The sequence below is a fragment of the Streptomyces sp. NBC_00523 genome (genome assembly GCF_036346615.1).
Taxonomy (GTDB): Bacteria; Actinomycetota; Actinomycetes; order Streptomycetales; family Streptomycetaceae; genus Streptomyces.
This window is the reverse complement of record NZ_CP107836.1, coordinates 699,385-722,458: the sequence shown is the minus strand read 5'-3', so window position 1 is coordinate 722,458 and position 23,074 is coordinate 699,385. Positions and strand designations below refer to the sequence as shown.

At 71.9% G+C, this 23,074-nt stretch carries 16 protein-coding genes and 6 pseudogenes; 16 read left to right on the top strand and 6 right to left on the bottom strand.

All coding sequences use genetic code 11. The features are described from left to right. Nucleotides 1–8: 8 nt before the first annotated feature. A complete protein-coding gene (gene lnt, locus OHS17_RS03370; protein ID WP_330310986.1) occupies nt 9–1,604 on the top strand; it encodes an apolipoprotein N-acyltransferase in 1,596 nt (531 codons plus the stop codon). Between the two features lie 29 nt (nt 1,605–1,633). Then, on the top strand, nt 1,634–2,116 hold the full coding sequence (locus OHS17_RS03365; protein ID WP_330310985.1) for an NUDIX hydrolase: 483 nt from the start codon (nt 1,634–1,636) through the stop codon (nt 2,114–2,116). Nucleotides 2,117–2,188: 72 nt separating this feature from the next. Here OHS17_RS03365 and OHS17_RS03360 read toward each other — a convergent pair whose 3' ends face one another. Together OHS17_RS03360 and OHS17_RS03355 are read right to left on the bottom strand one after the other, a co-directional pair. Then, complete coding sequence (locus OHS17_RS03360) at nt 2,189–3,580, bottom strand: MFS transporter (RefSeq protein WP_330310984.1); 1,392 nt, start codon at nt 3,578–3,580, stop codon at nt 2,189–2,191. A gap of 159 nt (nt 3,581–3,739) precedes the next feature. Further along, entirely contained in the window at nt 3,740–4,336 is a 597-nt protein-coding gene (locus tag OHS17_RS03355) for a TetR/AcrR family transcriptional regulator (RefSeq protein WP_330310983.1), read from the bottom strand. Between the two features lie 256 nt (nt 4,337–4,592). Between OHS17_RS03355 and OHS17_RS03350 the strand changes: the two genes are divergently transcribed. From OHS17_RS03350 to OHS17_RS03340, 3 genes are all read left to right on the top strand, one after another. Continuing rightward, nucleotides 4,593–6,083: a DHA2 family efflux MFS transporter permease subunit gene (locus OHS17_RS03350; protein WP_330310982.1), complete on the top strand. Its 1,491-nt coding sequence runs from the start codon at nt 4,593–4,595 to the stop codon at nt 6,081–6,083. 302 nt (nt 6,084–6,385) lie between these two features. After that, complete coding sequence (locus OHS17_RS03345) at nt 6,386–7,573, top strand: DNA gyrase subunit B (protein WP_330310981.1); 1,188 nt, start codon at nt 6,386–6,388, stop codon at nt 7,571–7,573. Nucleotides 7,574–7,601: 28 nt separating this feature from the next. Then, nucleotides 7,602–9,557: an acyl-CoA dehydrogenase family protein gene (locus tag OHS17_RS03340; protein WP_330310980.1), complete on the top strand. Its 1,956-nt coding sequence runs from the start codon at nt 7,602–7,604 to the stop codon at nt 9,555–9,557. Between the two features lie 41 nt (nt 9,558–9,598). Here the strand turns inward: OHS17_RS03340 and OHS17_RS03335 are convergent. Next, a pseudogene (locus OHS17_RS03335) lies at nt 9,599–9,709 on the bottom strand (SAM-dependent methyltransferase); the annotation flags it as partial. A gap of 1 nt (nt 9,710) precedes the next feature. On the opposite strand from OHS17_RS03335, the pseudogene OHS17_RS03330 reads away from it, so the two are divergent. Then, nucleotides 9,711–9,794: pseudogene (locus tag OHS17_RS03330) on the top strand (acyl-CoA dehydrogenase); the annotation flags it as partial. 41 nt (nt 9,795–9,835) lie between these two features. On the opposite strand, the gene OHS17_RS03325 reads toward OHS17_RS03330, so the two are convergent. After that, the gene (locus OHS17_RS03325) at nt 9,836–10,660 is read right to left on the bottom strand and encodes a class I SAM-dependent methyltransferase (protein ID WP_330310978.1); all 825 of its coding nucleotides are present in this window, start codon (nt 10,658–10,660) and stop codon (nt 9,836–9,838) included. Between the two features lie 73 nt (nt 10,661–10,733). Between OHS17_RS03325 and OHS17_RS03320 the strand changes: the two genes are divergently transcribed. Further along, entirely contained in the window at nt 10,734–11,330 is a 597-nt protein-coding gene (locus OHS17_RS03320; protein WP_330310977.1) for a TetR/AcrR family transcriptional regulator, read from the top strand. Between the two features lie 113 nt (nt 11,331–11,443). Beyond that, nucleotides 11,444–12,107, top strand: a pseudogene (locus tag OHS17_RS03315) (lysophospholipid acyltransferase family protein). Nucleotides 12,108–12,116: 9 nt separating this feature from the next. Here the strand turns inward: OHS17_RS03315 and OHS17_RS03310 are convergent. Then, a pseudogene (locus tag OHS17_RS03310) lies at nt 12,117–12,374 on the bottom strand (chorismate-binding protein); the annotation flags it as partial. Nucleotides 12,375–12,511: 137 nt separating this feature from the next. Between OHS17_RS03310 and OHS17_RS33855 the strand changes: the two are divergent. Together OHS17_RS33855 and OHS17_RS03300 are read left to right on the top strand one after the other, a co-directional pair. Beyond that, nucleotides 12,512–13,233 (top strand): annotated as a pseudogene (locus tag OHS17_RS33855) (condensation domain-containing protein); the annotation flags it as partial. Further along, nucleotides 13,230–14,419, top strand: a pseudogene (locus OHS17_RS03300) (MFS transporter). The pseudogenes OHS17_RS33855 and OHS17_RS03300, both read left to right, overlap by 4 nt. Nucleotides 14,420–14,481: 62 nt before the next feature. Here the strand turns inward: OHS17_RS03300 and OHS17_RS03295 are convergent. Next, nucleotides 14,482–15,429, bottom strand: a complete 948-nt coding sequence (locus OHS17_RS03295) for a methionyl-tRNA formyltransferase (protein ID WP_330310975.1) — start codon at nt 15,427–15,429, stop codon at nt 14,482–14,484. Between the two features lie 248 nt (nt 15,430–15,677). Here OHS17_RS03295 and OHS17_RS03290 point away from each other — a divergent pair, with 248 nt between their 5' ends. The 6 genes from OHS17_RS03290 to OHS17_RS03265 all read left to right on the top strand — a co-directional run bounded on the left by OHS17_RS03290 (nt 15,678) and on the right by OHS17_RS03265 (nt 23,017). Then, the gene (locus OHS17_RS03290; protein WP_330310974.1) at nt 15,678–17,024 is read left to right on the top strand and encodes a lysine N(6)-hydroxylase/L-ornithine N(5)-oxygenase family protein; all 1,347 of its coding nucleotides are present in this window, start codon (nt 15,678–15,680) and stop codon (nt 17,022–17,024) included. Nucleotides 17,025–17,077: 53 nt separating this feature from the next. Then, nucleotides 17,078–18,136 carry a FecCD family ABC transporter permease gene (locus OHS17_RS03285; protein ID WP_330310973.1) on the top strand — a complete coding sequence of 353 codons (1,059 nt, stop codon included), beginning with the start codon at nt 17,078–17,080 and terminating at the stop codon, nt 18,134–18,136. Further along, a complete protein-coding gene (locus OHS17_RS03280) occupies nt 18,133–19,194 on the top strand; it encodes a FecCD family ABC transporter permease (RefSeq protein WP_330310972.1) in 1,062 nt (353 codons plus the stop codon). Before OHS17_RS03285 ends, OHS17_RS03280 begins: the two co-directional genes overlap by 4 nt. A 39-nt stretch (nt 19,195–19,233) precedes the next feature. Continuing rightward, entirely contained in the window at nt 19,234–20,076 is an 843-nt protein-coding gene (locus OHS17_RS03275) for an ABC transporter ATP-binding protein (protein WP_330310971.1), read from the top strand. Nucleotides 20,077–20,189: 113 nt separating this feature from the next. Beyond that, nucleotides 20,190–21,248, top strand: coding sequence for an iron-siderophore ABC transporter substrate-binding protein (locus tag OHS17_RS03270; protein WP_330310970.1), 1,059 nt, complete (start codon nt 20,190–20,192; stop codon nt 21,246–21,248). Then, nucleotides 21,245–23,017: an ABC transporter ATP-binding protein gene (locus OHS17_RS03265; protein WP_330310969.1), complete on the top strand. Its 1,773-nt coding sequence runs from the start codon at nt 21,245–21,247 to the stop codon at nt 23,015–23,017. The genes OHS17_RS03270 and OHS17_RS03265 overlap by 4 nt, the downstream gene beginning before the upstream one ends. Nucleotides 23,018–23,074: the final 57 nt, after the last annotated feature.

Genomic DNA, 23,074 nt, shown 5'->3' with positions numbered 1-23,074 from the left:
TCCGCCGGGTGAGCACCACCATCGCCCAGGTCGGCGAACCGCAGAGCCCCGCCCCCGCCCCTCGCGCAGGCGGGCTGCCGCAGCGCCTCGCGCGGCCCGCGGCCGCCGTCCTCTCCGGCGTGATGCTGTACCTCAGCTTCCCGCCCCGGCCCCTGTGGTGGCTGGTTCTGCCCGGTTTCGCCCTGCTCGGCTGGGTGTTGTACGAGCGCCGGGCCCGCGCCGCGTTCGGGCTCGGGCTGCTCGCCGGGCTCGGCTTCATGCTGCCCCTGCTGCACTGGACCGGCGAGGAGGTCGGCCCGGTGCCGTGGCTGGCCCTCGCCGCCGCCGAGGCGCTGTTCGTCGCGGTCGGCTGCATCGGCATCTCCGCCGTCTCCCGGCTCCCCGGCGGACCGCTGTGGGCGGCCGCGGTCTGGACGCTGGACGAGGCGGTCCGCGCCCGGGTGCCGTTCGGCGGCTTCCCCTGGGGCAAGATCGCCTTCGGCCAGGCGGACAGCGTCTTCCTGCCGCTCGCCGCGCTCGGCGGCACCCCGCTGCTCTCCTTCGCTGTGGTGCTCTGCGGCTTCGGCCTGTTCGAGGCGGTGCGCCGCTTCGCCCGCTACCGGACCACCGGCGAACTGCGGCTCGCGGCCACCGTGGCGACGGCGGCGACCGTCCTCGTCCCCGTGGCGGCGGCCTTCGCTTCGCTGCCGCTCGTGGACGACTCCGCAGAGGACGGCACCGCGACCGTCGCCGCGATCCAGGGCAACGTGCCCCGCCTCGGCCTCGACTTCAACGCCCAGCGCCGCGCGGTCCTGGACAACCACGCGAAGCGCACGGAGCAGCTGGCCCGGGACGTGAAGGCCGGCAAGGTCCCGCAGCCGGACCTCGTCCTGTGGCCGGAGAACTCCTCCGACCTCGACCCGTACCGCAACCCGGACGCGCGGATCGTCATCGATGACGCCGTGAAGGCCATCGGGGCGCCGACCGTCATCGGCGCGGTCGTCGAGCCCGACAGCGGCCCCCTGCGCAACACCCTGATCCAGTGGGAACCGGACAAGGGCCCCGTCGCCACGTACGACAAGCGGCACATCCAGCCGTTCGGCGAGTACATGCCGATGCGCTCCTTCGTCCGCATCTTCAGCTCGGACGTCGACCGGGTGCAGCGCGACTTCGGCCCCGGCAAGAAGGTCGGCGTCTTCGACCTCGGGGGCACCTACACCGGTCTGGTCACCTGCTACGAGGCCGCGTTCGACGACGCCGTACGCGACACGGTCGAGCACGGCGCCCAGCTGATCGCCGTCCCCAGCAACAACGCCACCTTCGGCCGCAGCGAGATGACGTACCAGCAGCTGGCGATGTCCCGGGTGCGCGCCGTCGAGCACAGCCGGGCCGTCGTCGTCCCCGTCACCAGCGGCGTCAGCGCCATCATCCGCCCGGACGGCACGGTGGCCGAGAAGACGAAGATGTTCACCCCGGACGCCCTGGTGGACGAGGTGCCGCTGCGCTCCTCGCTGACCCCGGCGACCCGGATGGGACCGCTGCCCGAGGGCATCCTGGTCCTGCTCGCGCTCGGCGCGCTCGGCTGGGCGGGCGCCCTGGCGGTGCGCGCCCGGCGGGTCCGCTGACCGGGGGTCACGCCACGTAGGGTCGTCACATGGCCATTCCTGACTTCATCCGCGAGATCCGTGCCACCGCCGGGCAGCAGCTGCTCCTGCTGCCCGGTGTCACCGCCGTCGTCTTCGACGCCGAGGGCAGAGTGCTCCTCGGCCGCCGTGCCGACACCGGCGAGTGGTCCGTGATCGGCGGCATCTCCGAGCCGGGCGAACAGCCCGCGACGACGGCGGAGCGCGAGGTGTACGAGGAGACCGCCGTGCGCTGCGTGGCGGAGCGGGTCGTCCTCACCCAGGCGCTGCCGCCCATTCAGTACGAGAACGGCGACCGCTGCCAGTTCCTCGACATCACCTTCCGCTGCCGCGCCACCGGCGGCACGGCCCGGGTCAACGACGACGAGTCGCTGGAGGTCGGCTGGTTCCCCGTGGACGCGCTGCCCGACCTGGCCGAGTTCGCGCTCTTCCGGATCAAGCAGGCGCTGACCGACGGGCCCACCTGGTTCGAGTCCACCGCCCCGCAGGAGTAGACCCGGAGCGGGAGCAGACATGAAGCGGGAGCCGGGCGGACCGCCCGGCTCCCGTGCTTTCCGGACCCCGGATCAGACGGTCTGCGCGGCGTCCCGGGGCGCCTCGGCCTCGGACCCCGACGCGGACGCGGACCCGGGTCCGACCTCCGCGAGGTCCCGGTGACGGGTCTCCTTGGCGCAGACCAGAGCCAGCACCGTGAGGAGCGCGGCGGCTATCACGTACAGGGCGACGGGCGTCGAGCTGTCGTAGTCGGCGAGCAGGGCCGTGGCGATGAGCGGTGCGGGCGCGCCCGCCGCGACGGACGAGAACTGCGCGCCGATCGACGCGCCCGAGTAGCGCATCCGGGTCGCGAACAGCTCCGAGAAGAACGCCGCCTGCGGCGCGTACATCGCCCCGTGGAAGAACAGCCCGACCGTGACGGCCAGCAGCAGGTTCCCGAAGCTCCGGGTGTCGATCAGCGCGAAGAACGGGAACATCCACAGGCCCACGCCGACCGCGCCCACCAGATAGACGGGCTTGCGCCCCACCCGGTCGGAGAGCGCGCCCCACAGCGGGATCACGGCGAAGTGGAAGGCCGACGCGATGAGCACGGCGTTGAGCGCCGTCTGCTTGCTCAGGTCCGCCGCGGTCGTCGCGTAGACGAGGATGAACGCGGTGATCACGTAATAGCTGATGTTCTCCGCCATCCGCGCCCCCATGGCGACCAGCACATCGCGCCAGTGATGCCGCAGCACGGCCACGACGGGCATCTTCTCGGCGGCCCCGGAAGCGGTCTTCCGCTCGTCGGCGCGGGCCAGGGCCTCCTTGAACAGAGGCGATTCATCTACAGAGAGACGAATCCACAGACCGATGATCACGAGCACCCCGGACAGCAGGAACGGAATGCGCCACCCCCACGACTCGAACGCCGCGTCCGAGGTCAGCGCGGTGAGCGCGGAGAGCACCCCGGTGGCCAGCAACTGACCGGCCGGCGCACCGGTCTGCGGCCACGACGCCCAGAACCCGCGCCGCTTCGCGTCCCCATGCTCGGATACCAGCAGGACGGCCCCGCCCCACTCACCGCCGAGCGCGAACCCCTGCACCAGCCGGAGCAGGGTGAGCAGCACGGGCGCGGCGACGCCGACGGTCGCGTGCGTCGGCAGCAGCCCGATCGCGAACGTCGCCCCGCCCATCATCAGCAGGCTCAGCACCAGCAGCTTCTTGCGCCCGAGCCGGTCGCCGTAGTGGCCGAACACCAGCGCCCCGATGGGCCGTGCGGCGAAGCCGACCGCGTACGTCAGGAAGGACAGCAGCGTTCCGACGAGCGGTTCGGAGTCCGGGAAGAACAGCTTGTTGAAGACCAGCGCGGCCGCCGACCCGTAGAGGAAGAAGTCGTACCACTCGATGGTCGTGCCGATGAGGCTGGCGGCGACGATGCGCCGGAGGTGCGAGGGCGGTGGGGGAGCGGATGCTGCGTCGGCCATGGGTACCACTTCCGGGCGGTCGGGGGACGGGGGACGTGTCGCCACACCGTAGGAAGGGGCAGGTCAGGGGCGTATGTGGCGGGACACCACAGTTCTCGGCGGGGGTGTGCGCGGGGGCACCATGGTTTCCCCCGAAGGTGTGAACGGCGCGCCGACGCCTCAGAAGCCCGCCGGGGACGGACTGTTCACCAGGTTCTCGTTCACCGGGCGCCGCGTGCCCGCGCCGTGCATGAAGACCGAGGTGACGGCGGCGGCAGCGGGTTCCACGCCCAGTTTGGCGTGCAGGGCCTGGCCCAGGGCGCCCTGGAGGAGCGCGCTGTAGAGGTCGAGGAGGGTGTCGGGGCCGAGATCCGTGCGCCAGGTGCCGTCGGCGGAGCCGCGTACGAACAGGGCGGTGAGGGGCTCCATGAGCCGGCGGGCGGTGTCGTCGGGCATGGCGGGCTTGCCGTGGATGCACATCAGGGCCTGGTACTTGGCGGCCTGGCCCATCGCGATCCGGCTGACCCGCGCCACGCCCTCGGGCACGGTCACGCGGTCGAGCCCCGCGTCCGCCAGCTTGCCGATCAGTTCGGCGCACGCTTCCTGGGACAGGGCGTCCAGCAGGGTCTCGCGGCTGGGGAAGTGGCGGTACAGAGTGGTGCGGCCCACCCCGGCGGCCGCCGCGACGTCCGCCATGCTGACGCTCTCGCCCCGCCGGGCGAGCAGCATCGCTGCGGCGTCGAGGATCGCGAGCGCGACGCGATCGCGAAGGTGCACGTTTCTTGTCATCAATCCAAAAGATACTGGCCTACCGGCGCTGGTACATTCATGTTCCACAACGGATCGCATGAATCCCGCCCGGTGAGTCGTCCGTCGTGGACCGTGCCCCGGTGGAGCTCCGACCGCCCGATGGAATGGCGGATTCCGTATTCATGCCCGCCGGAGCGCACCGTTGCCACCAGCCGGAGGTCGCGGGGGGTGGACAGATCGAGCGGGCCCCGGGTGGCCCCGCAGCTTCTCCGAAAGGTGAGTCATGACCACGTTGCAGAAGAATGAGTCGAGCCCTCCGGGGGGAGGTGGCGGCGCCTCCAGCGACAAGCTGGACAGCAAGGTCCTCCTCGTGGCCGGAGTGGTCGTGCTCGGCGGGATCATGTCGATCCTGGACATCACCGTGGTCTCGGTCGGACTGCAGACGTTCCAGAAGGAGTTCGAGGCCACCTCGGCCCAGGTCGCCTGGACGATGACCGGCTACACGCTGGCCCTGGCGAGCGTCATCCCGCTCACCGGCTGGGCGGCGGACAGGTTCGGGACAAAACGTCTCTATCTGCTCGCGGTCGCGCTGTTCGCGGCCGGGTCGGCGCTGTGTGCCGCGGCCAACTCGCTGGAGATGCTGGTCGCCTTCCGGGTGATCCAGGGCCTGGGTGGCGGCATGCTGATGCCGCTCGGTATGACGATCCTGACGCGTGCGGCCGGCCCCGAGCGGGTCGGCCGGGTGATGGCCGTGCTCGGCATTCCGATGCTCCTCGGCCCCATCTTCGGCCCCATTCTGGGCGGTTGGCTGATCGACATCGCCTCCTGGCACTGGATCTTCCTGATCAACCTGCCGATCGGCGCGATCGCGCTCGTGTACGCGGCGCTGGTGCTGCCCAAGGACAATGTGGAGCCGTCCGAGACCTTCGACTGGGTGGGCGTGCTGCTGCTCTCGCCCGGCCTCGCGTCCTTCCTGTACGGCGTCTCCTCCATCCCGGAGACCGGCACCGTCTGGGCCGCCAAGGTGCTCATACCCGCGATCATCGGTCTGGTGCTCGTCGCCGCGTTCGTACCGTGGGCGCTGCGGCCCGCCAACATCCACCCGCTCATCGATCTGCGGCTCTTCCAGAACCGTGACCTGAGCGTCGCGGTGATCGCCATGTCGCTGTTCGCCATGGCGTTCTTCGGCGCCAGCCTGCTGTTCCCGCTCTACTTCCAGCAGGTGCGCGGGGAGTCGGCGCTCGACTCGGGCGTGCTGCTCGCCCCGCAGGGCATCGGCGCGATGATCACCATGCCGATCGCCGGGATGCTCGCCGACCGCATCGGCCCCGGCAAGATCGTGATCACCGGCATCGTGGTCATCACCGTCGGCATGGGCATGTTCACGCAGCTCACCGCCGACACGTCCTACGCGTACATCATCACCGCGCTCTTCATCATGGGCCTCGGCATGGGTGCCTCGATGATGCCGATCATGGCCTCGGCGCTGGCCACCCTGAGGGAGCACACGGTCGCCCGTGGCTCGACCCTGATGAACATCGTCCAGCAGGTCGCCGCCTCCATCGGCACCGCCCTGTTCTCGGTGCTCCTCACCAACGGCCTCAAGGACATCACCGCGAGGACCCCGGCCGGCATCAAGGACCAGATGGGCGACGCGTTCGCCTCGGTGTTCCTGGTGGCGGCCATCCTCATCGCGGTCTGCCTCGTCCCCGCCCTGCTGCTGCCCCGCAGGAAGGTCAAGGCGGCGGACCCGACCGCAATGGTCGGCCACTGAGCACACGGCACTGCCCGGCGATTGCCGCCGGGCCGGAACGGCCTCGCGCCGCCTCCGGCCCGGCGGCGTTTTCGTGTCGTCCGGATGAAAAAGGCGCTGCGGCTCCGCGGAGAAAGGCGTCATCCCCGCCCTCGGCGGGCCGGTCGGCGCAGTCTGCGAGGGTTTGGATGCCGCGTTGCGGCGGGTGTGCGGCAGGTGCGTGAGCGGCTGCCTGCGGCCTTTCATTCATGGGTCTGACCTGGTGTTTCATCGTGCAACGGCTAGCGTGGACGCGCCTGTTGGAGAACCCGGGGAGGGGCGTCGTGGACGAGAAGGTCACCACGTACGAGGAGAGCGACATCCAGGTGCTGTACGGGGCGGCCGCATTCCGCAAGCGGCCCGGAATGTACATCGGCTCGACCGGCCCGCGCGGCCTGCACGTCCTGGTCTACGAGATCGCGGACCGGCCGGTGAACGGGACGCCGGCCGGAAGGGCCGCCTCCGTCGACATCACCCTGACCGCGGACGGTGGCGTGCGGGTCGCCGACGACGTGGCGGGGGAGGCCGACGGCCCCGGACTCGAAGCCCGGCTCACCCGTACAGGGCCCGGAACAGGATTCCGGGGCCGTGACCGTGTGCTGCTCGGTGGCTTCGGCGTGGGGCCCGCCGTCGTCAACGCGCTGTCGCGCCGGATGACGGCCGAGGTGCGGTACGACGGGGTCCGGTGGGCGCAGGAGTACGCGCGCGGTGCCGCCGTCACCCCGCTCACCGAGACGGGCACAACGGCCCGGAACGGCACCGTGATCACGTTCTGGCCCGACGCCGACATCTTCGGGTCCGCCGAGTGCTCGGCCGACGCGCTGGAGGAACGGTTGCGGGAACTGGCCTTCCTGAACCCGGGCCTGGACCTCTCCCTGACCGATCGGCGCCGCCCGGACGAGGCCCGTTCGGCGCGTATGTGCTTCCCCGGCGGCACGCGTGACTTCGTCGGCTTCCTCGACGGCCACGAGGCGGCGCACAGCGACGGCCACGAGGCGGCGCACAGCCCCGGCGACACCATCGCCTTCGCGCACGAGGACTCCCGCATGGCCGGGGTGATGGCCCTGGCCTTCCGCTGGTGCGACCGTCCGGGGGAGCGGGTGCGGAGCTTCGCCAACAGCCGGGCGACTCCCTCGGGCACCCATGTGGCGGGCTTCCGTGACGGAGTGGCAGCCGCGGTCAGTGCGTACGCACGCGGGGGCGGGCTCCTCGCGCCCATGGACCCCGACGTACCCGCCGACCGCGTCGGCGAGGGGCTGACGGCTGTCGTGTCCGTGAAGCTCGACCGTCCCGAGTTCCTGGGTGCCATCCGCGAGCGGCTGGGCAACGACGAAGCGCGGGCGTGCGTCGCGCGGGCGGTGCGGGAGCACCTGGGCCGGTGGCTGAGGGAGGATTCCGAACGGGCCGCGGCCGTCGTCGGCCGGATCGTCGCGGGCTCCCGCACCCGGGGCGTGCCCGGCCCGGTCGCTTGATCGTCCCGGGGCGGGGTAGCGAAGGTGCATGGTCACTGAGAACACGCCCGCTGCCGGATACGTACAGCCCGAGATCGACGTACCGGGGCTGACCCGGGTGCTCGACGGGGACTACGCCGGGATCCGGGATCTCGTACGGAGCAATCTGGTCGCGTACGCCTCCGTGCTGGAGGAGGCCGAGGAGCTCGGCATCGACGCGTATCGCGAGCGGGTGCGGCAGATCGTGGTCGAGATGGCCGCGACCGGGCAGACCGGGATGGGGTTCCCGGAGGAGTACGGCGGGGGCGGTGACGTCGGGGCGTCCATCGCCGCGTTCGAGACGCTCGCCTTCGGGGATCTGTCCGTGCTGGTCAAGGTGGGCGTGCAGTTCGGGCTCTTCGGCGGCGCGATCCTCCAGCTGGGCACCGAGCGCCACCACCGGGCGTATCTGCCGGACCTGATCACCGGGCGCCTGATGGGGTGCTTCGCGATGACCGAGACCGGGCACGGCTCCGACGTGCAGTCGCTCGGGACGGTCGCGCGGTACGACCCCGGCACCCAGGAGTTCGTCCTGACCACCCCGGGCGACGAGGCGTGCAAGGACTACATCGGCAACGCCGCCCGCCACGCGGAGCTCGCGGTCGTCTTCGCCCAGCTGGAGGTGGCCGGGAAGGCCGAGGGCGTGCACGCCTTCGTCGTACGGGTCCGGCAGGACGGCGAAGTGGCGCCCGGCGTCCGGATCGAGGACGACGGGCGCAAGATGGGCCTCAACGGCGTCGACAACGGCCGCATCCGCTTCGACGGGGTGCGCGTGCCACGCGAGGCGCTGCTCAACCGGTTCGCCGACGTCACCGCCGAGGGCGTCTACGAGAGCCCCATCGAGAACCCCGGACGGCGGTTCTTCACCATGCTCGGCACCCTCGTGCAGGGCCGGGTCAGCGTCGCCGGAGCCGGAGTCGGCGCGGCCAAGGTCGCCCTTGCCGTCGCCACCAAGTACGCCGTGCGGCGACGGCAGTTCGCGGCCGCCCCGGACACGGAGGAGCAGCTGCTCCTCGACTACGGACTGCACCAGCGCCGCCTGCTGCCGCTCCTCGCCCGTACGTACGCGCTGCACTTCGCGCAGGACGCCGTACGCACCCAGCTGCACGACGTCTTCTCGGGCACCGGGGACGACCCGCAGGCCCGGCGCCTCCTGGAGTCCCGGGCCGCCGGCACCAAGGCGCTCGCCACCTGGCACGCCACCCGGGTCGTCCAGGAGTGCCGCGAGGCGTGCGGCGGCGCCGGCTACCTCAGCGTCAACCGGTTCGCCGCGCTCAAGGCCGACAGCGACATCTTCACCACGTTCGAGGGTGACAACCACGTCCTGCTCCAGCTCGTCGCCAAGGGTCTGCTCACCCATTACGCGAGTGAGTTCGAGGACCTGGACCAGCTCGGGACCGTCCGCCACGTCGCCGGGCTCGCCGTCGAGACGGTCCTGGAGAAGACCTCCGCCCACAAGCTCCTGGAGCGGGTACGGGACCTGCTGCCGGGCGGCGACGAGTGGGACCGGGAGGCCGGGCTGCTCGACCCGGAATACCAGCTCGCCATGGTCCGCTTCCGCGAGGAGCACATGCTCGCCGGGGTGGCGCGCAGGCTCAAGCGCGGAATGGACGCGCACGAAGACCCGGGCGCCGTCTTCTCCCGCGTCCAGGACCACGTCATCGCCGTCGCCCGCGCCCACGTGGAACGGCTCGTCCTGGAGGCGTTCACGGACCGGGTGCACGCCCTGCCCGACGGCGGCGACAAGGAGGCGCTGCGCCTGCTGTGCGACCTCTTCGCGCTCTCCGTCATCGAGGCGGACCGGGCCTGGTTCATGGAGCACGGCCGGCTGACCGTCCAGCGCTCCAAGGCGATCAGCCGCGAGGTGAACGACCTCTGCCGCAAGGTCCGGCCGCTCGCGGTGGACCTCGTGGACGCCTGGGGCATCCCGGACGAGATGCTGCGCGCCCCGGACCTGGTGGGCTAGGGCCTGTCGTCGAACTGCCGTCTGCCGGGCGACGACAGGCCCTAGCTCTTCCCGACGCGCACGGCGGTCGTCGCCAGGGTGACGTACCGCATCGTGAAGCCGCCGCCGAGCGCGTCGATGGCCTCGCCCACGGCCGTCAGGATCTCCGTCAGCAAGGTCCGGCCGCTCGCGGTGGACCTCGTGGACGCCTGGGGCATCCCGGACGAGATGCTGCGCGCCCCGGACCTGGTGGGCTAGGGCCTGTCGTCGAACTGCCGTCTGCCGGGCGACGACAGGCCCTAGCTCTTCCCGACGCGCACGGCGGTCGTCGCCAGGGTGACGTACCGCATCGTGAAGCCGCCGCCGAGCGCGTCGATGGCCTCGCCCACGGCCGTCAGGATCTCCGTCAGCTGCTCGGGGCGGAGCCGGGTGAGGCCGCCCGTCGTCGGGAGCAGGTCCAGCCACTGGTCCCGGGTGTAGGGGCGCTCCCAGTCGAACCGCCACTGCTCCGGTGCGCGGAAGTGCCCGGTCGCGCCGATCTGTTCGGCGGTCTTCGCGTACCCCGCCCGGTACGCGTCCAGCGGGCGCCGGGCCGGCTGGACGCTGAACGGCGAGTCCGGGGCCACCCGGCGGAAGGCTGCCGCGAACGGCTCCGCCACCTCGGCGGGCGGCTCGAAGACATGCCCGAAGACCGCCAGGCGCCCGCCCGGCCGCAGCACCCGGGCCGCCTTCCCGGCGCCCACCGCCGGATCCACCCAGTGCCACGACTGGGCGGCGGTCACCGCGTCGAACATCCGGCCCGCCGGGTCCCACGCCTCGAAGGTCGCCACCTCGACCCCGACGCCGTGCCCGCGCGCCAAGTCCGCCATCCGGGCGTCCGGTTCGACCCCGAGCACCGCGCAGCCGGCCGCCCGGAACTGGCGGGCCGCGATCCCGGTACCGCAGCCGACGTCGAGCACGTCCGGCCCGGGGCTCCCGGCGACGATCCGGGCCACCAGGTCGTCGGGATAGGCGGGGCGGGCCTCGTCGTAGCGCCGGGCGTCCGTGCCGAAGGACTCGGCGGTCCGGCGGGCGTGATGGGGCTGCGACGGGGGACCGGGCTGCTCTCGCGGTAGAGTGGGCATGCGTTCACTTTAGTGGGCAAGCGCCCACATGCCAAGGTGTGGCAGGGACGTGGACGACGTGAGGAGTGGGGACGTGCCGACCGGAGTGCACCTTCGCGACGCCCGGCAGCAGCTGTTCGACGCCGCCGAGCGCGTCCTGCTGCGGGACGGCGCGGGCGGGCTGACCAGCAGGGCCGTCACCGACGAGGCGGGCTGCGCCAAGGGCGTCCTGCACCGGCACTTCGCCGACTTCGACGCCTTCCTCGCCGAGCTTGTGCTCGACCGGGCCGCCGAACTCGACGCGCGGGCGCGGACGCTGGGCGAGAGCGCCGGCACCGGGACCGTGGCCGGCAATCTCACCGACGCGCTGACCGGCCTTTTCGGGCCCGTGCCGGTGGCGATCATCCCCCTGATCACCTTCCGGGACGAGCTGCGCGCGCGGCTGCGGGAGGCGACGCCCGGGGGCGGCATCGCGGTCCTCGCCCAGATCGCGGCCGCCGTCTCCGGCTACCTCACCGAGGAGCGCGCGCTGGGCCGGGTGTCGGCCGGTGCCGACATCGACTCGCTCACCCTGTCCCTGGTCGGGGGCGGGCATCTGCTCTTCGCGGACCGGGAGGACCCCGGGCCGCCGGACGCGGCGGCGGTCGGCAAGCTGGTGGCCACGGTGCTCGCGGACGTCGTACGGGGGTGAGGTGCGGGCGGCAGAGCGGTCCGGGTACCCACGGCGGATGAGTACCACCGCTCAGCCGGACGGGCGCTCGGCGCGGAACGATGGAACTCCGCCCGAACGAACCGGAGATCCCCATGCTCAGCCGTCTTGCCGGTCAACTGGTGCCCGCCTTCGGGCGGTTGACGCTCACCACCGACACGGACGCCGTACTGCCCCCGGCCGGCATCATCGCCGCCAACCACACCTCGCTCGCGGACCCCGCGATCGTCCTGGCGGCGCTCCGCAGCCTCGGCGCCCGGCCCGTCGTCATGGCGGCCGCCGGGCTCTGGCGCGTCCCCGTACTCGGCCGCGCCCTCGCCCGCGAGGGGCACATCCCCGTCCACCGGGGCGACCCCCGCGCCGGCCGGGCCGTCGTTCTCGCCCAGGAGGCGCTGGAACAGGGCCGGCACATCCTCATCTACGCGGAGGGCGGGCTGCCGCACCGCGGGGACGCGGCCGAGGCGGCGCCGGGCGCCTTCCACCGAGGCCTCGCCCGGCTCGCGCACCGCACCGGCGCGCCGGTCATCCCGGTGGGCCAGGCCGGGGGCCCGCCGGGTCACCTCCGGCTCGGCCGCCAAGCAGCTCGCGGGCCTGGCCACCGCTCCGCTGCGCCGCCCCCGGCTGCACGTCCACGTCGGGCCGCCGCTGCGACTCGACGGCGACGGCCCGACGGCCACCGCCCGGGCCAGGTGCGCGGTCACCGCCGCCTGGCGGACGGCGGCCGCCCGGCTGGGCGAGCCCGCCGCCCTGACCGCGTAGAGCGGCGGCTCAGAGCTCGGCACCCACCGCGCTCAGGAAGGTGCGGAACTTCGCAGCCGTCTCGGCGGTCTCCGCCTCGGGCTCGGACGCCGCGACGACGCCCGCCCCGGCGTAGAGGCGCAGCGTGCGCTCCTCCGCCTCGGCGCAGCGGATGGTGACGACCCACTCCCCGTCGCCGCTCGCGTCGCCCCAGCCGACCATGCCCGCGAAGTAGCCCCGGTCGAAGGGCTCGGTCTCGGTCAGCACCCGCCGGGCGGTCGCCGTCGGCGCCCGTCACGCCCAACGGCAAGCTCGACCGCGCCGCGCTGCCCGCGCCCGTCCTGCCCGGCGGCGGCCGGGAACCGAGCACCGAACGCGAACGGCTGCTGTGCACCGTCCTCGCCGACGCGCTCGACGTCGAACGGGTCGGCGTGGACGACGACTTCTTCGCCCTCGGCGGCGACAGCATCACCGCCATCACCGTCAGCAGCAGGCTGCGCGCCCTCGGCCTCGGGCTGCGCCCCAAGGACCTGCCGGCCCGCCGCACCTTCGCCGCGCTCGCCGCCCGGCTCGCCGCACGGCGCGGGCTGACCCCGAACACCCTGGTGCAGGGCGCCTGGTCGGTACTGCTGGCCCGGCGCTCAGGGCGGCGGGACGTCTGCTTCGGCGCCATGGTGTCGAGCCGGCCCCGGCCCTGGACGGCGTGGAGGAGATCATCGGCCTGCTCGCCAACACCGTGCCGGTACGGGCCCGGCTCACCGGCACCCTGGCCGCCGCGCTCACCGGTCTCCAGGCCCGCCAGCGCAATTTGGTCGAGCACCACCACGTGGCCCTGTCCGACCTGGAACGGCTCACCGGACGGCGCAGGCTCTTCGACAGCATGGTCGTTTTCGAGAACTACCCGGTCGACCCGGACCGGCTGCGCGAACCCGCGCCCGGACTCACCGTGCTCGCCACGCGCTTCCGGGAGTCCACCCACCACCCCGCCACGCTGACGGTCATGCCCGACGGCGACGGCTGGACCGGAGTGCTCGCCCACCGGGGCGGCACCGACACCGACGGGCTCGCCGCCCAACTGACCGACCTGCTGTGGAACATGGAGCAGCACCTGGACGCCGATGTGAGCGCCCTCCTGGAGGACCGATGACCGAGGCACCCGCCCCGCCCCCCGAACGCGTGGACCGGGAGCTGCTGCGGATCGCGTTCATTCTGGTCCTCGGCACGTTCATGGCCACGCTCGACGCCACCATCGTCAGCGTCGGACTCGACCGGCTCACCGAGGAGTTCGACGCCTCGGTCGCCGAGATCCAGTGGGTCTCCAGCGCCTACCTGCTCGCCGTCGTCGCCGCCGTCCCCGCGTCCGGCTGGCTGGCCGGGCGCTTCGGCGGCCGGCGGGTCTGGCTCGCGGCCATCGGCGTGTTCCTGATCGGCTCGGTGCTGCGCGCCTCGGCCTGGTCGGCGACCAGCCTCATCGTGTTCCGCGTCATCCAGGGCCTCGGCGGCGGCCTGCTCCCCGCGACCGGGCAGGCGCTGCTCGCCCGGGTCGCGGGCCCCGGCCGCACCGGCAAGGTGATCAGCATCGTCGCCGTGGTCCCGCTGCTCTGACCGAGGTCGCCCACGACCGCGCGGTCCCGGCCACGCTCGGCATCGTGGCCGGGGCGGTCATGCTGGCCACGTTCACCGCGCACGGGCTGCGCACCCGGTCGACGCCGCTGGTGGCCCCCCGGCTGTTCGCCCGTCCGCCCTTCGGTGCCGCCGCCCTGGCGCTGGTGGTGCTCGGGGCCTCGGTGTTCGGCACGACGTTCCTGCTGCCGCTGTACTTCCAGTCGGGGCGGGGGATGTCGGCCTGGGAGGCGGGGCTGCTGCTCGCCTCCCAGGGGCTGGGCGCGGCCGCCGGTTCGGTGCTCGTCAACCGGACCATCAGCAAGGTCGCGCCGAGGACCCTGGTGGTCACCGGCATCGTGCTGATCGTCGCCGGGACCGCCCCGTTCACCCTGCTGGAGCACGGGGTCCCGGACGCGGTGGTCGTCTCGGCGCTGGTGGTGCGGGGCTTCGGGATGTCGATGGTCGGCGCGCCCGTGATGAACATCGTCTACAGCCGGATCGAGCCGGAGCCGCTGCCCCGGGCGGCCGGGGCGCTCAACCTCCTGAACACCGTGGGCGGTTCGGTCGGCACGGCGGCGGTGGCGGTGATCCTGGAGAACCGGCTCGCCGCCACGGGCGCGGACGTCCCCGCGGCCTTCGGTGACACCTTCTGGTGGGTGCTCGGCTTCTGCCTGTTCGCCGCGGCGGCGGCGACCCGGCTGCCCCGTACCCGGCCCCGCAAGGGCTGACCGGCAGGACACATGGGTGTGCCCCCCCCGGCCCTCGGGCCGGGGGGCACACCCATGCGGGGTCAGGGGCGGCTGGTCAGGTAGCCGCCCATGGAGGTGAAGTACTCCGTCGCGGGCAGCTCGCGGCCGTCCTCGGTGCGGACCCGGGTGACGGCCAGGCCGTGATTGCGGCCGGTGCGGGCGTCGGCCCCGGCCACGATGACCACGCCCTCGCCCTCGCGGTAGAAGATCCGGCCCGGCGTTCCGCCGTAACGCGCCTCGGAGACCACACTGGCCAGGATCTCGATCCGCTTGCCCCGGTGGTGGGTGAAGGCGCTGGGGTACGGGGCCGACTGGGCGCGCACCAGGCGCTCCAGGTCCTCGGCCGGCCAGTTCCAGTCGATGCGGATGTCCTCCTCGGCGCGCTTGTGGAAGAAGGTGGCCTGCGAGCGGTCCTGCGGGGTGAACTCCGTCTGCCCGTCCGCGATCAGGGCCAGCGCCTTGGTGGTGACGGGGGCGATGAGGTCGACGGTCTTGTGGAAGAGGTCGGTGGTGGTGTCCCTCGGGCCGACCGGGACGGACTCCTGCCGGACGATGTCGCCGGCGTCCAGCTCGTCGTTCATCATGTGCGCGGTGACGCCCACCTCGGTCTCGCCGTTGATGAGGGCCCAGATGAGCGGCGAGAAGCCCGCGTACTTCGGCAGCAGCGAGTCGTGGACGTTCAGGGTGCCCCGGCGGGGGAGCGCGAAGATGCGCGGCGGGATCCACGTACGCCAGTTGTTGGCCACGATGACGTCGGGCTCGGCGGCTTTCAGGGCCTCGTACAGCTCGTCGTCGTCCGGGCGGTTGCGGATCAGGACCGGGACGCCGTGCTCCTCGGCGAGATCCGCGACGGAGTCGCTCCAGATCTTCTCGTAGGCGTGCTCGCTCCTGGGGTGGGTGACGACCAGCACCACGTCGTGCTCGGAGTCCAGGAGGGCTTGCAGGGTGCGGTGGCCCCAGGTCTGGTAACCGAACATGACGACCCGCATGGGGTTCCTCCTCGACGCAGAAACAAGGACAGGTAAGTAAAGCAAGGCTTACCTTATCTTGCAACGGAGGCGTGGGGTGCCCCAGTTGGGGCGGTCTCATGTCTGGGGTGTCCGAATCGCACCCATCGACAAGTGTTGACGGATTAGCTTAGGCTCACCTAAGTTCATCGGGCCGCTGTTCCGGCGTGCCCGTCCTACGCCCGTTTCCCCACATCCGACAGGCGGCTTCCCCGCACGATGGGAGTGACATGTCACAGGCTCGTCCTGGCGACGCAGCACCGGTCCACGACCTCATTGGTATCGGCTTCGGCCCGTCCAATGTGGCCATGGCGATCGCGATCAGCGAGCACAACGCGCGCTCCGGAACGCGGGAAGCGGTGACCGCCCAGTTCTTCGAGCAGCAACCGGCCTTCGGCTGGCACCGGGGAATGCTCATCGACGACGCCACCATGCAGGTCTCGTTCCTCAAGGACCTGGTGACACTCCGCAACCCGTCCAGTGAGTTCAGCTTCCTCTGCTACCTCAAGAGCAAGGGACGCCTGATCGACTTCATCAACCACAAGAACCTCTTCCCGCTGCGCGTCGAGTTCCACGACTACTTCGAGTGGGCCGCCGCCCAGGTGGACGACCTCGTCTCCTACGACCACGAGGTCGTCGGGGTGACCCAGGTGGTCGAGGACGGCGTCGTGGAGTACCTGGACGTCACCGTCCGGTCGGGGGAGGGGCTGACGGTCCACCGCGCCCGCAACCTCGTCATCGGCACCGGACTGCGCCCGCTGGTGCCCGAGGGCATCGAGCGCGGCGACCGCGTCTGGCACAACTCCGAACTGCTGACCCGGGTCGGCGAGCTGGACGGCACCTCGCCCTCCCGCTTCGTCGTCGTGGGCGCCGGGCAGAGCGCCGCCGAGAACGTCGCGTATCTGCACCGCCGCTTCCCCGAGGCCGAGATATGCGCGGTCTTCTCGCGCTACGGCTACAGCCCGGCCGACGACAGCAGCTTCGCCAACAAGATCTTCGACCCGGACGCGGTGGACGAGTTCTACGCGGCGCCCGAGAACATCAAGCGCCGGCTGATGGACTACCACGGCAACACCAACTACTCCGTGGTCGACATCGATCTGATCGACGACCTGTACCGGCAGATGTACCAGGAGAGGGTGCTCGGCACCGAGCGGCTGCGCTTCCTCAACGTGTCCCGGCTCACCGCGGCCGAGGCGACCCCGGACACGGTGCGCGCCACCGTGACGTCCCTCGTCACCGGCGAGGAGACCGTGCTCGACGCCGACGTCGTGGTGTTCGCCACCGGCTACAGCCCGGCCGATCCGCTGGGCCTCCTGGGCGAGGCCGCGGAGTACTGCCTGCGCGACGAGGAGGGCCGGGTCCGCGTCGAGCGCGACTACCGCATCGCCACCGACGCCGCGCTGAACTGCGGCATCTACCTCCAGGGCGGTACGGAGCACACCCACGGCATCACCTCGGCCCTGCTGTCCAACACCGCGATCCGGGTCGGCGAGATCCTGGACTCGCTGCTGGACCGGAGCGTCAAGGACGCGCCCGACGCCGTCCGTCCGGTCGCCGGGGACGGCTCCCGCTAGACAGCCCGACCACCGTCCGGGCCCGGCGGGCCAGAGAGATGACGTACGCGGACATGAGCACAACTGCAGTGGAGCGCCCCATAACCAGGGGCGTTACGGTGACCCGTCGCAGACGGGTCACCGGCCTGACCGCCCTCGCGGTGGCCGTCCTGGCCGTGGCCGCCCTCTCCCTGGCCGTCGGGGCGCGCGCCCTGACGCCCGCCGAGGTGTGGCACGGCCTGTTCGCGGCCCCGGAGTCCGATCAGCGGCTCTCCGAGATCCGGCTCATCGTGCAGACCGTGCGCGTGCCCCGCACGGTGCTCGGCATCGTGGCGGGCCTGGCCCTCGGGGTCGGCGGCGCGCTGATCCAGGGGTACACGCGCAACCCGATCGCCGACACCGGGCTGGTGGGCGTCAACGCGGGCGCCTCGTTCGCCGTGGTGTCGGTGATCGCCGTGTTCGGGCTCACCGACCCGCTCCAGTACGTCTGGTTCGGGTTCCTGGGATCGGCGGTCGCCGGAGTCGTCGTGTTCGGCCTCGCCAGCATCGGCAGGGGCGCCGGGAACCCGCTGACCCTGGCCCTGGCCGGGCAGGGGGTCACGGTGTTCCTCGCGGCGATGACCACGGCCGTCGCCCTGTCCGACGTGAAGTCCCTGAACGTGCTGCGGTTCTGGAACGCGGGCTCGGTGGCGGGCGTCGGCTACGACGTCATCTGGCCCGTCACCGCGTTCGTCGCGGTCGGGCTGGTCCTGGCGGCGGTCATGCTGCCCTCCCTGAACCTGCTCAACCTCGGTGACGACGTGGCCCGCGGACTCGGTGTCAACATCGCGCTGAGCCGGACGGTCGGCATCACCGCCATCACGCTGCTGGCCGGCGCCGCCACCGCGGCCTGCGGCCCCATCGCGTTCATCGGGCTGATGGTGGCCCACGTCGCCCGGTATCTGACCGGGCCCGACTACCGCTGGCTGGTGCCGTACGCGGGTCTGCTCGGCGCGGTCGTCCTGCTGGTGTGCGACATCGTCGGGCGCCTGGTGGTACGGCCGGGGGAGCTGGACGCCGGGGTCGTCGTCTCGCTGCTCGGCGCGCCGTTCTTCGCGGTCCTGGTGTGGCGTGGAAAGTTCAGGAGCGCATGAACGGAACGGAGTTGAAAGCATCGGTCACGGCGGGCATCCGCGCCGGGGGCGTCTCGTTCGTCTGGCGGCCCTGGCTCGTCCTGGTCACCCTGCTGCTGGCGGCGGCCACCTTCCTGGTGTTCTGCCTGTCCATCGCGGTCGGCGACTTCCCGATCGGCCTGTCGCGGGTGATCGCCACGATCCTCGGGGGCGGCGAGCAGGTCGACCGGTTCGTCATCATGGATCTGCGGATGCCGCGCGCCCTGGCCGGCGTCGTCGTCGGCGTCGCGCTCGGGGTGTCCGGCGCGATCACCCAGTCCGTCGCCCGCAACCCGCTGGCCAGCCCCGACGTCCTCGGCATCACCGGGGGCGCCAGTGCGGTCGCGGTGTTCCTGGTGACGGTCTCGGGCGGGGCCGCCACGGCGGTCACCAACTCCGTGGGCCTGTCGGCGGCGGCGCTCCTGGGCGGTCTCGGCACGGGGCTGCTGGTGTACTTCCTGGCCTGGCGGCGCGGGATCGACGGCTTCCGGCTCATCCTCATCGGCATCTCGGTGAGCGCGGCGATGGAGGCGATCACGACCTGGCTCCTCACGTCGGCCGACATCCGGGACGTGGCCCGGGCCCAGGCATGGCTGGTCGGCTCCCTGGACAACCGGTCGTGGGGCGAGGTCCGGGTGGCGCTCTGGTGCACCCTGGTCCTGCTGGCTGTAGTGCTCTGCCTCGCCTTCCAGTTCAAGCCGCTGCACCTCGGGGACGAGGTCGCCGCGGGGCTCGGGGTCCGGTTCAACCGGGTGCGGGCCGTCATGCTGCTGTGCGCGGTGCTGCTGGCCGCCTCGGCGGTGAGCGCGGCGGGCCCCGTGCCCTTCGTCGCGCTCGTCGCACCGCAGGTGGCGATGCGGCTGGCGAGACACCCGACGCCGCCGATGGCCGCCTCGGGACTGGTCGGCGCACTGCTGCTGACCGGCTCCGACCTGATCGCGCGCACGGCCCTGCCCGTCGGCCTGCCGGTCGGTGTGGTCACCGCCGCGATCGGCGGACCCTTCCTGGTGTATCTGCTGGTCCGGGCGAACCTCAGGTAAATGACAGACGAGTCGGACAACCCGAGCAGAGGAGGGCCAGTGGCCGCGCATCTCACCACCACGGAAACCAAGGCGCCGGGCGGCGGCGCTCCACGGCTCGCCGCCAGGGGCATCAGGGTCGGCTACGGCGGGCGGACCGTCATCGACGGCCTCGACGTCGAGATCCCGTCCGGCGTGGTCACCACCATCATCGGCCCCAACGGCTGCGGCAAATCGACGCTGTTGCGCACCCTGACCCGGCTGCTGAAACCGGCCGGCGGCGCCGTCGTGCTGGACGGCGAGGACATCGCCTCGCTCCGGACCAGGGACGTGGCGAAGAAACTCGGCCTGCTGCCCCAGGCGCCGGTGGCGCCCGAGGGGCTGACGGTCTCGGACCTGGTCGCCCGAGGGCGCCACCCGCACCAGAGCTGGCTGCGGCAGTGGTCGTCGGACGACGCCGACATCGTACGGAAGGCGCTCGCGCTGACCGGGGTCGCCGACCTCGCGGACCGGCCCGTCGACTCGCTGTCGGGCGGTCAGCGCCAGCGGGTGTGGATATCGATGACCCTGGCTCAGGGCACCGATCTGCTGCTGCTGGACGAACCCACCACCTATCTGGACCTGGCGCACGCGATCGACGTGCTCGACCTGGTGGACGACCTGCACGAGTCCGGGTGCACGGTGGTGATGGTCCTGCACGACCTCAACCTCGCCACGCGTTACAGCGACAACCTCGTGGTGATGCGTGACGGTTCGGTGCTGGCGCAGGGCCACCCGCGCGACGTGATCACCGCCGAGCTGCTGGAGGAGGCGTTCGGGCTGCGGGCCATGGTGATCGACGACCCGGTCGGCGACCGGCCGCTCATCGTGCCCATCGGCCGTACCCACGTACGCCTGAAGTAGTTTCAGGTTCAAGGAAGTGCCCAGGTAAGGCTAGGCTGGCCTCACCTAGTCGGGGTAAGGTTTGGCTGCCCTTATGCAAGGCCCAAGTGACAGTGTGAAAGCAAGGGATTCGGATGCTCCTCGACAGAACCACGCCCACCAGGTCGCGGCGGCGGCTCGCGGCGGTCATGACCGCGGCGGCCCTCGGCGTCGGCCTCCTCGCGGGCTGCGGCTCCGACTCCGAGGACAAGGCGGCCGACAAGGCCCCGGCGGCCTCGGCGGACGGCGCCTTCCCTGTCACCGTGGAGCACGCCTTCGGGTCCACGAAGATCACCAAGGCTCCGAAGCGGGTCGTCTCTGTCGGCTACACGGACGACCAGGACATCCTGGCGTTCGGAATCAAGCCGGTCGGCATGGTCGACCAGTACCCGAACCCCGAGGGCAAGACCCCCGACATCAACACCCAGTGGCCCTGGACCAAGGACAAGTGGGGGGACGCCCGCCCCGAGGTCATCATGAAGAACGGTGACTCCGGCCCCAACTACGAGAAGATCGCGGGCCTGCGCCCCGACCTGATCGTCGCCGTCTACTCCGAGATCGACCAGGCCGCCTACGACAAGCTGTCGAAGATCGCCCCAACGGTGGCCCGCACCAAGGGCGAGAAGGAGCCCTTCAGCGCTCCGTGGCAGGACAACGCGCTGCACATCGCCAAGGCCCTCGGCAAGGAGAAGGAGGGCAAGGAGATGGTGGACGGCATCCAGGAGCAGTTGGACACCGCCAAGAAGGCGCACCCCGAGTTCGCCGAGCAGACCGCCGTCGCCCTGTCCTGGTACGACAACTCGGTGGCGCCGTTCACCACCACCGACGTGCGCGGACGCCTGCTGACCGGCATCGGCTACCAGGGCGACACCGAGATCGACAAGATCGCCGGCGGCAAGTTCTACACCAAGCTCTCCCCGGAACGCATGGACCTCGTGGACGTCGACCGGGTCTTCGTCATCAACGACAAGGCCGACACGGACGCCCTGAAGAAGTCCGAACTCTTCAGCAACCTCAAGGCGTTCAAGGAGGGCCGGGTGACCTACCTCCTCGACAGCGAGGGCCCGGCGGTCGGCGCCGCCATCTCGCAGGGCACGCTGCTGTCCATGCCGTACGCGGTGGACGAGCTCGTGAAGGCGGCGGCCGCCAAGTGACCCTCGCCGCCCCCACCCTGCGCACGGCGACGGGCGGTGAGGCCACCCGCTGGCTCCTCGCCCACTGCCGCGCGGTGCCGTGGCTGACCGCCGCGACCCTCCTCACGACCGTGGCGGGGGCGGCACTCCAGGTGCTCCCCGTGCTGCTGCTCGGCCAGGTGGTCGACGGGGTCGTGGACGGCGAGTCGCGCACGGTGCTGGTCAGGGTCGGGGCGCTGATGGTGGCCGCCGCGCTGCTCGGCGCGGCGGCCACCGCGGCATCGACGTATCTGATCGGACGGCTCGGCGCCGACCTGCTGGCGACGCTGCGGGAAGGCGCCGTCCGTGCGGTGCTCGGCATGCCGAGCACCCGGCTGGAACAGGTCGGCCGCGGCGATGTGCTCTCCCGGGTCGGCGACGACGTCGCCGTGCTCTCGCGGGGCATCAGGAGCGCGATTCCCACCGTGTTCTCGGCGGGGGTGCTGGTCGCCATCGCCACCGTCGGCATGTTCGGCCTGGACTGGCGGCTCGGTCTCGCGGGCGCCGGCGCGCTGCCCGCGTACGCGCTGGCCCTGCGCTGGTACCTGCCGCGCTCCGCCCCGCTCTACCGCAAGCAGCGCGCGGCCCAGGCCGACCGGGCCCAGGCGCTGATCAGCGGCCTCAACGGGATCGACACGGTCCGGGCGTACCGCCTGGAGGGCGCGTTCCGCGAGAAGGTCACCACCGAGTCCTGGCGGGTACGCGATCTGGGCGTCGAGGTGTTCCGCTTCTTCGGCCGGTTCGTCGGCCGGGAGAATCGCGCGGAGTTCATCGGGCTGGTCCTCATCCTCCTGGTCGGGTACGCCCTGTTGGAGGGCGACGCGGCCACCCTCGGCGAGGTCGCGGCCGCCCCGCTCATGTTCCACCGGCTGTTCACCCCGCTCGGCGCGATCATGTTCACCTTCGACGAGGCGCAGAAGTCGGGCGCCAGCCTGACCCGTCTGGTCGGGGTCCTGGGGGAGGACGCCGAGGAGAGACTGGTGGGCGACCCCGGCGTGACGCCCGCTCAGGACGTGCCGTACCGGGTGGCGGTGGAGGGGCTGACGTATCGCTATCCCGGCTCGGAGGAGCCGGTCCTGCGCGAGGTGAGCCTCACCATTCCGGCCGGCGGCTCCCTCGCCCTGGTGGGGGCGACCGGCGCCGGGAAATCGACCCTGGCCGCGCTGATCGCCGGTATCGGCACCCCGCAGTCGGGTTCGGTGCGCATCGGGACGACCGATCTGGCCGAGGTGGACGAGGCGGGCGCGCGGGCCCTGGTGAGCATCCTCACCCAGGAGACCCATGTGTTCTCCGGCCCGCTCGCCGACGACCTCCGGCTGTCCGCGCCCGGGGCGAGCGAGGCCCAACTGCTGGACGCCCTGCGGACGGTGGGCGCCGCCGACTGGGTGGAGGCGCTTCCCGAAGGGCTGCACACCGCGGTCGGCGAGGGCGGCGAGCGGCTGGACGTCACCAAGGTGGCCCAGATCGCCCTGGCCCGCCTGGTGCTGGCCCGTTCACCCGTGGTGGTGCTGGACGAGTCCACCGCCGAGGCGGGCAGCGAGGGTGCCGCGGAGCTGGAACGCGCCGTCCTGGCGGCCTGTGCGGGACGCACGACGCTGTTCGTGGCGCACCGGCTGACCCAGGCGATGGCGGCGGACCGTATCGCCGTCCTGGACGCCGGGCGCGTGGTGGAACAGGGCTCCCACCAGGAGCTGGTCGCCCTCGGCGGCCGCTACGCCCGGCTGTGGCGAGCGTGGCGAGAAGGAAGTTAGGCCGTGCTTACTTAGGTTAGGCTCAGCTAAATGCCTCGGAGAGAAGCGGAGTCCTCG

Excerpts from the sequence above, each read along its gene's own strand:
- OHS17_RS03365 (WP_330310985.1), top strand. The coding sequence starts at position 1,634 with ATGGCCATTCCTGACTTCATCCGCGAGATCCGTGCCACCGCCGGGCAG.
- OHS17_RS03360 (WP_330310984.1), bottom strand. The coding sequence starts at position 3,580 with ATGGCCGACGCAGCATCCGCTCCCCCACCGCCCTCGCACCTCCGGCGC.
- OHS17_RS03350 (WP_330310982.1), top strand. The coding sequence starts at position 4,593 with ATGACCACGTTGCAGAAGAATGAGTCGAGCCCTCCGGGGGGAGGTGGC.
- OHS17_RS03340 (WP_330310980.1), top strand. The coding sequence starts at position 7,602 with ATGGTCACTGAGAACACGCCCGCTGCCGGATACGTACAGCCCGAGATC.
- OHS17_RS03325 (WP_330310978.1), bottom strand. The coding sequence starts at position 10,660 with ATGCCCACTCTACCGCGAGAGCAGCCCGGTCCCCCGTCGCAGCCCCAT.
- OHS17_RS03295 (WP_330310975.1), bottom strand. The coding sequence starts at position 15,429 with ATGCGGGTCGTCATGTTCGGTTACCAGACCTGGGGCCACCGCACCCTG.
- OHS17_RS03290 (WP_330310974.1), top strand. The coding sequence starts at position 15,678 with ATGTCACAGGCTCGTCCTGGCGACGCAGCACCGGTCCACGACCTCATT.
- OHS17_RS03285 (WP_330310973.1), top strand. The coding sequence starts at position 17,078 with ATGAGCACAACTGCAGTGGAGCGCCCCATAACCAGGGGCGTTACGGTG.
- OHS17_RS03280 (WP_330310972.1), top strand. The coding sequence starts at position 18,133 with ATGAACGGAACGGAGTTGAAAGCATCGGTCACGGCGGGCATCCGCGCC.
- OHS17_RS03270 (WP_330310970.1), top strand. The coding sequence starts at position 20,190 with ATGCTCCTCGACAGAACCACGCCCACCAGGTCGCGGCGGCGGCTCGCG.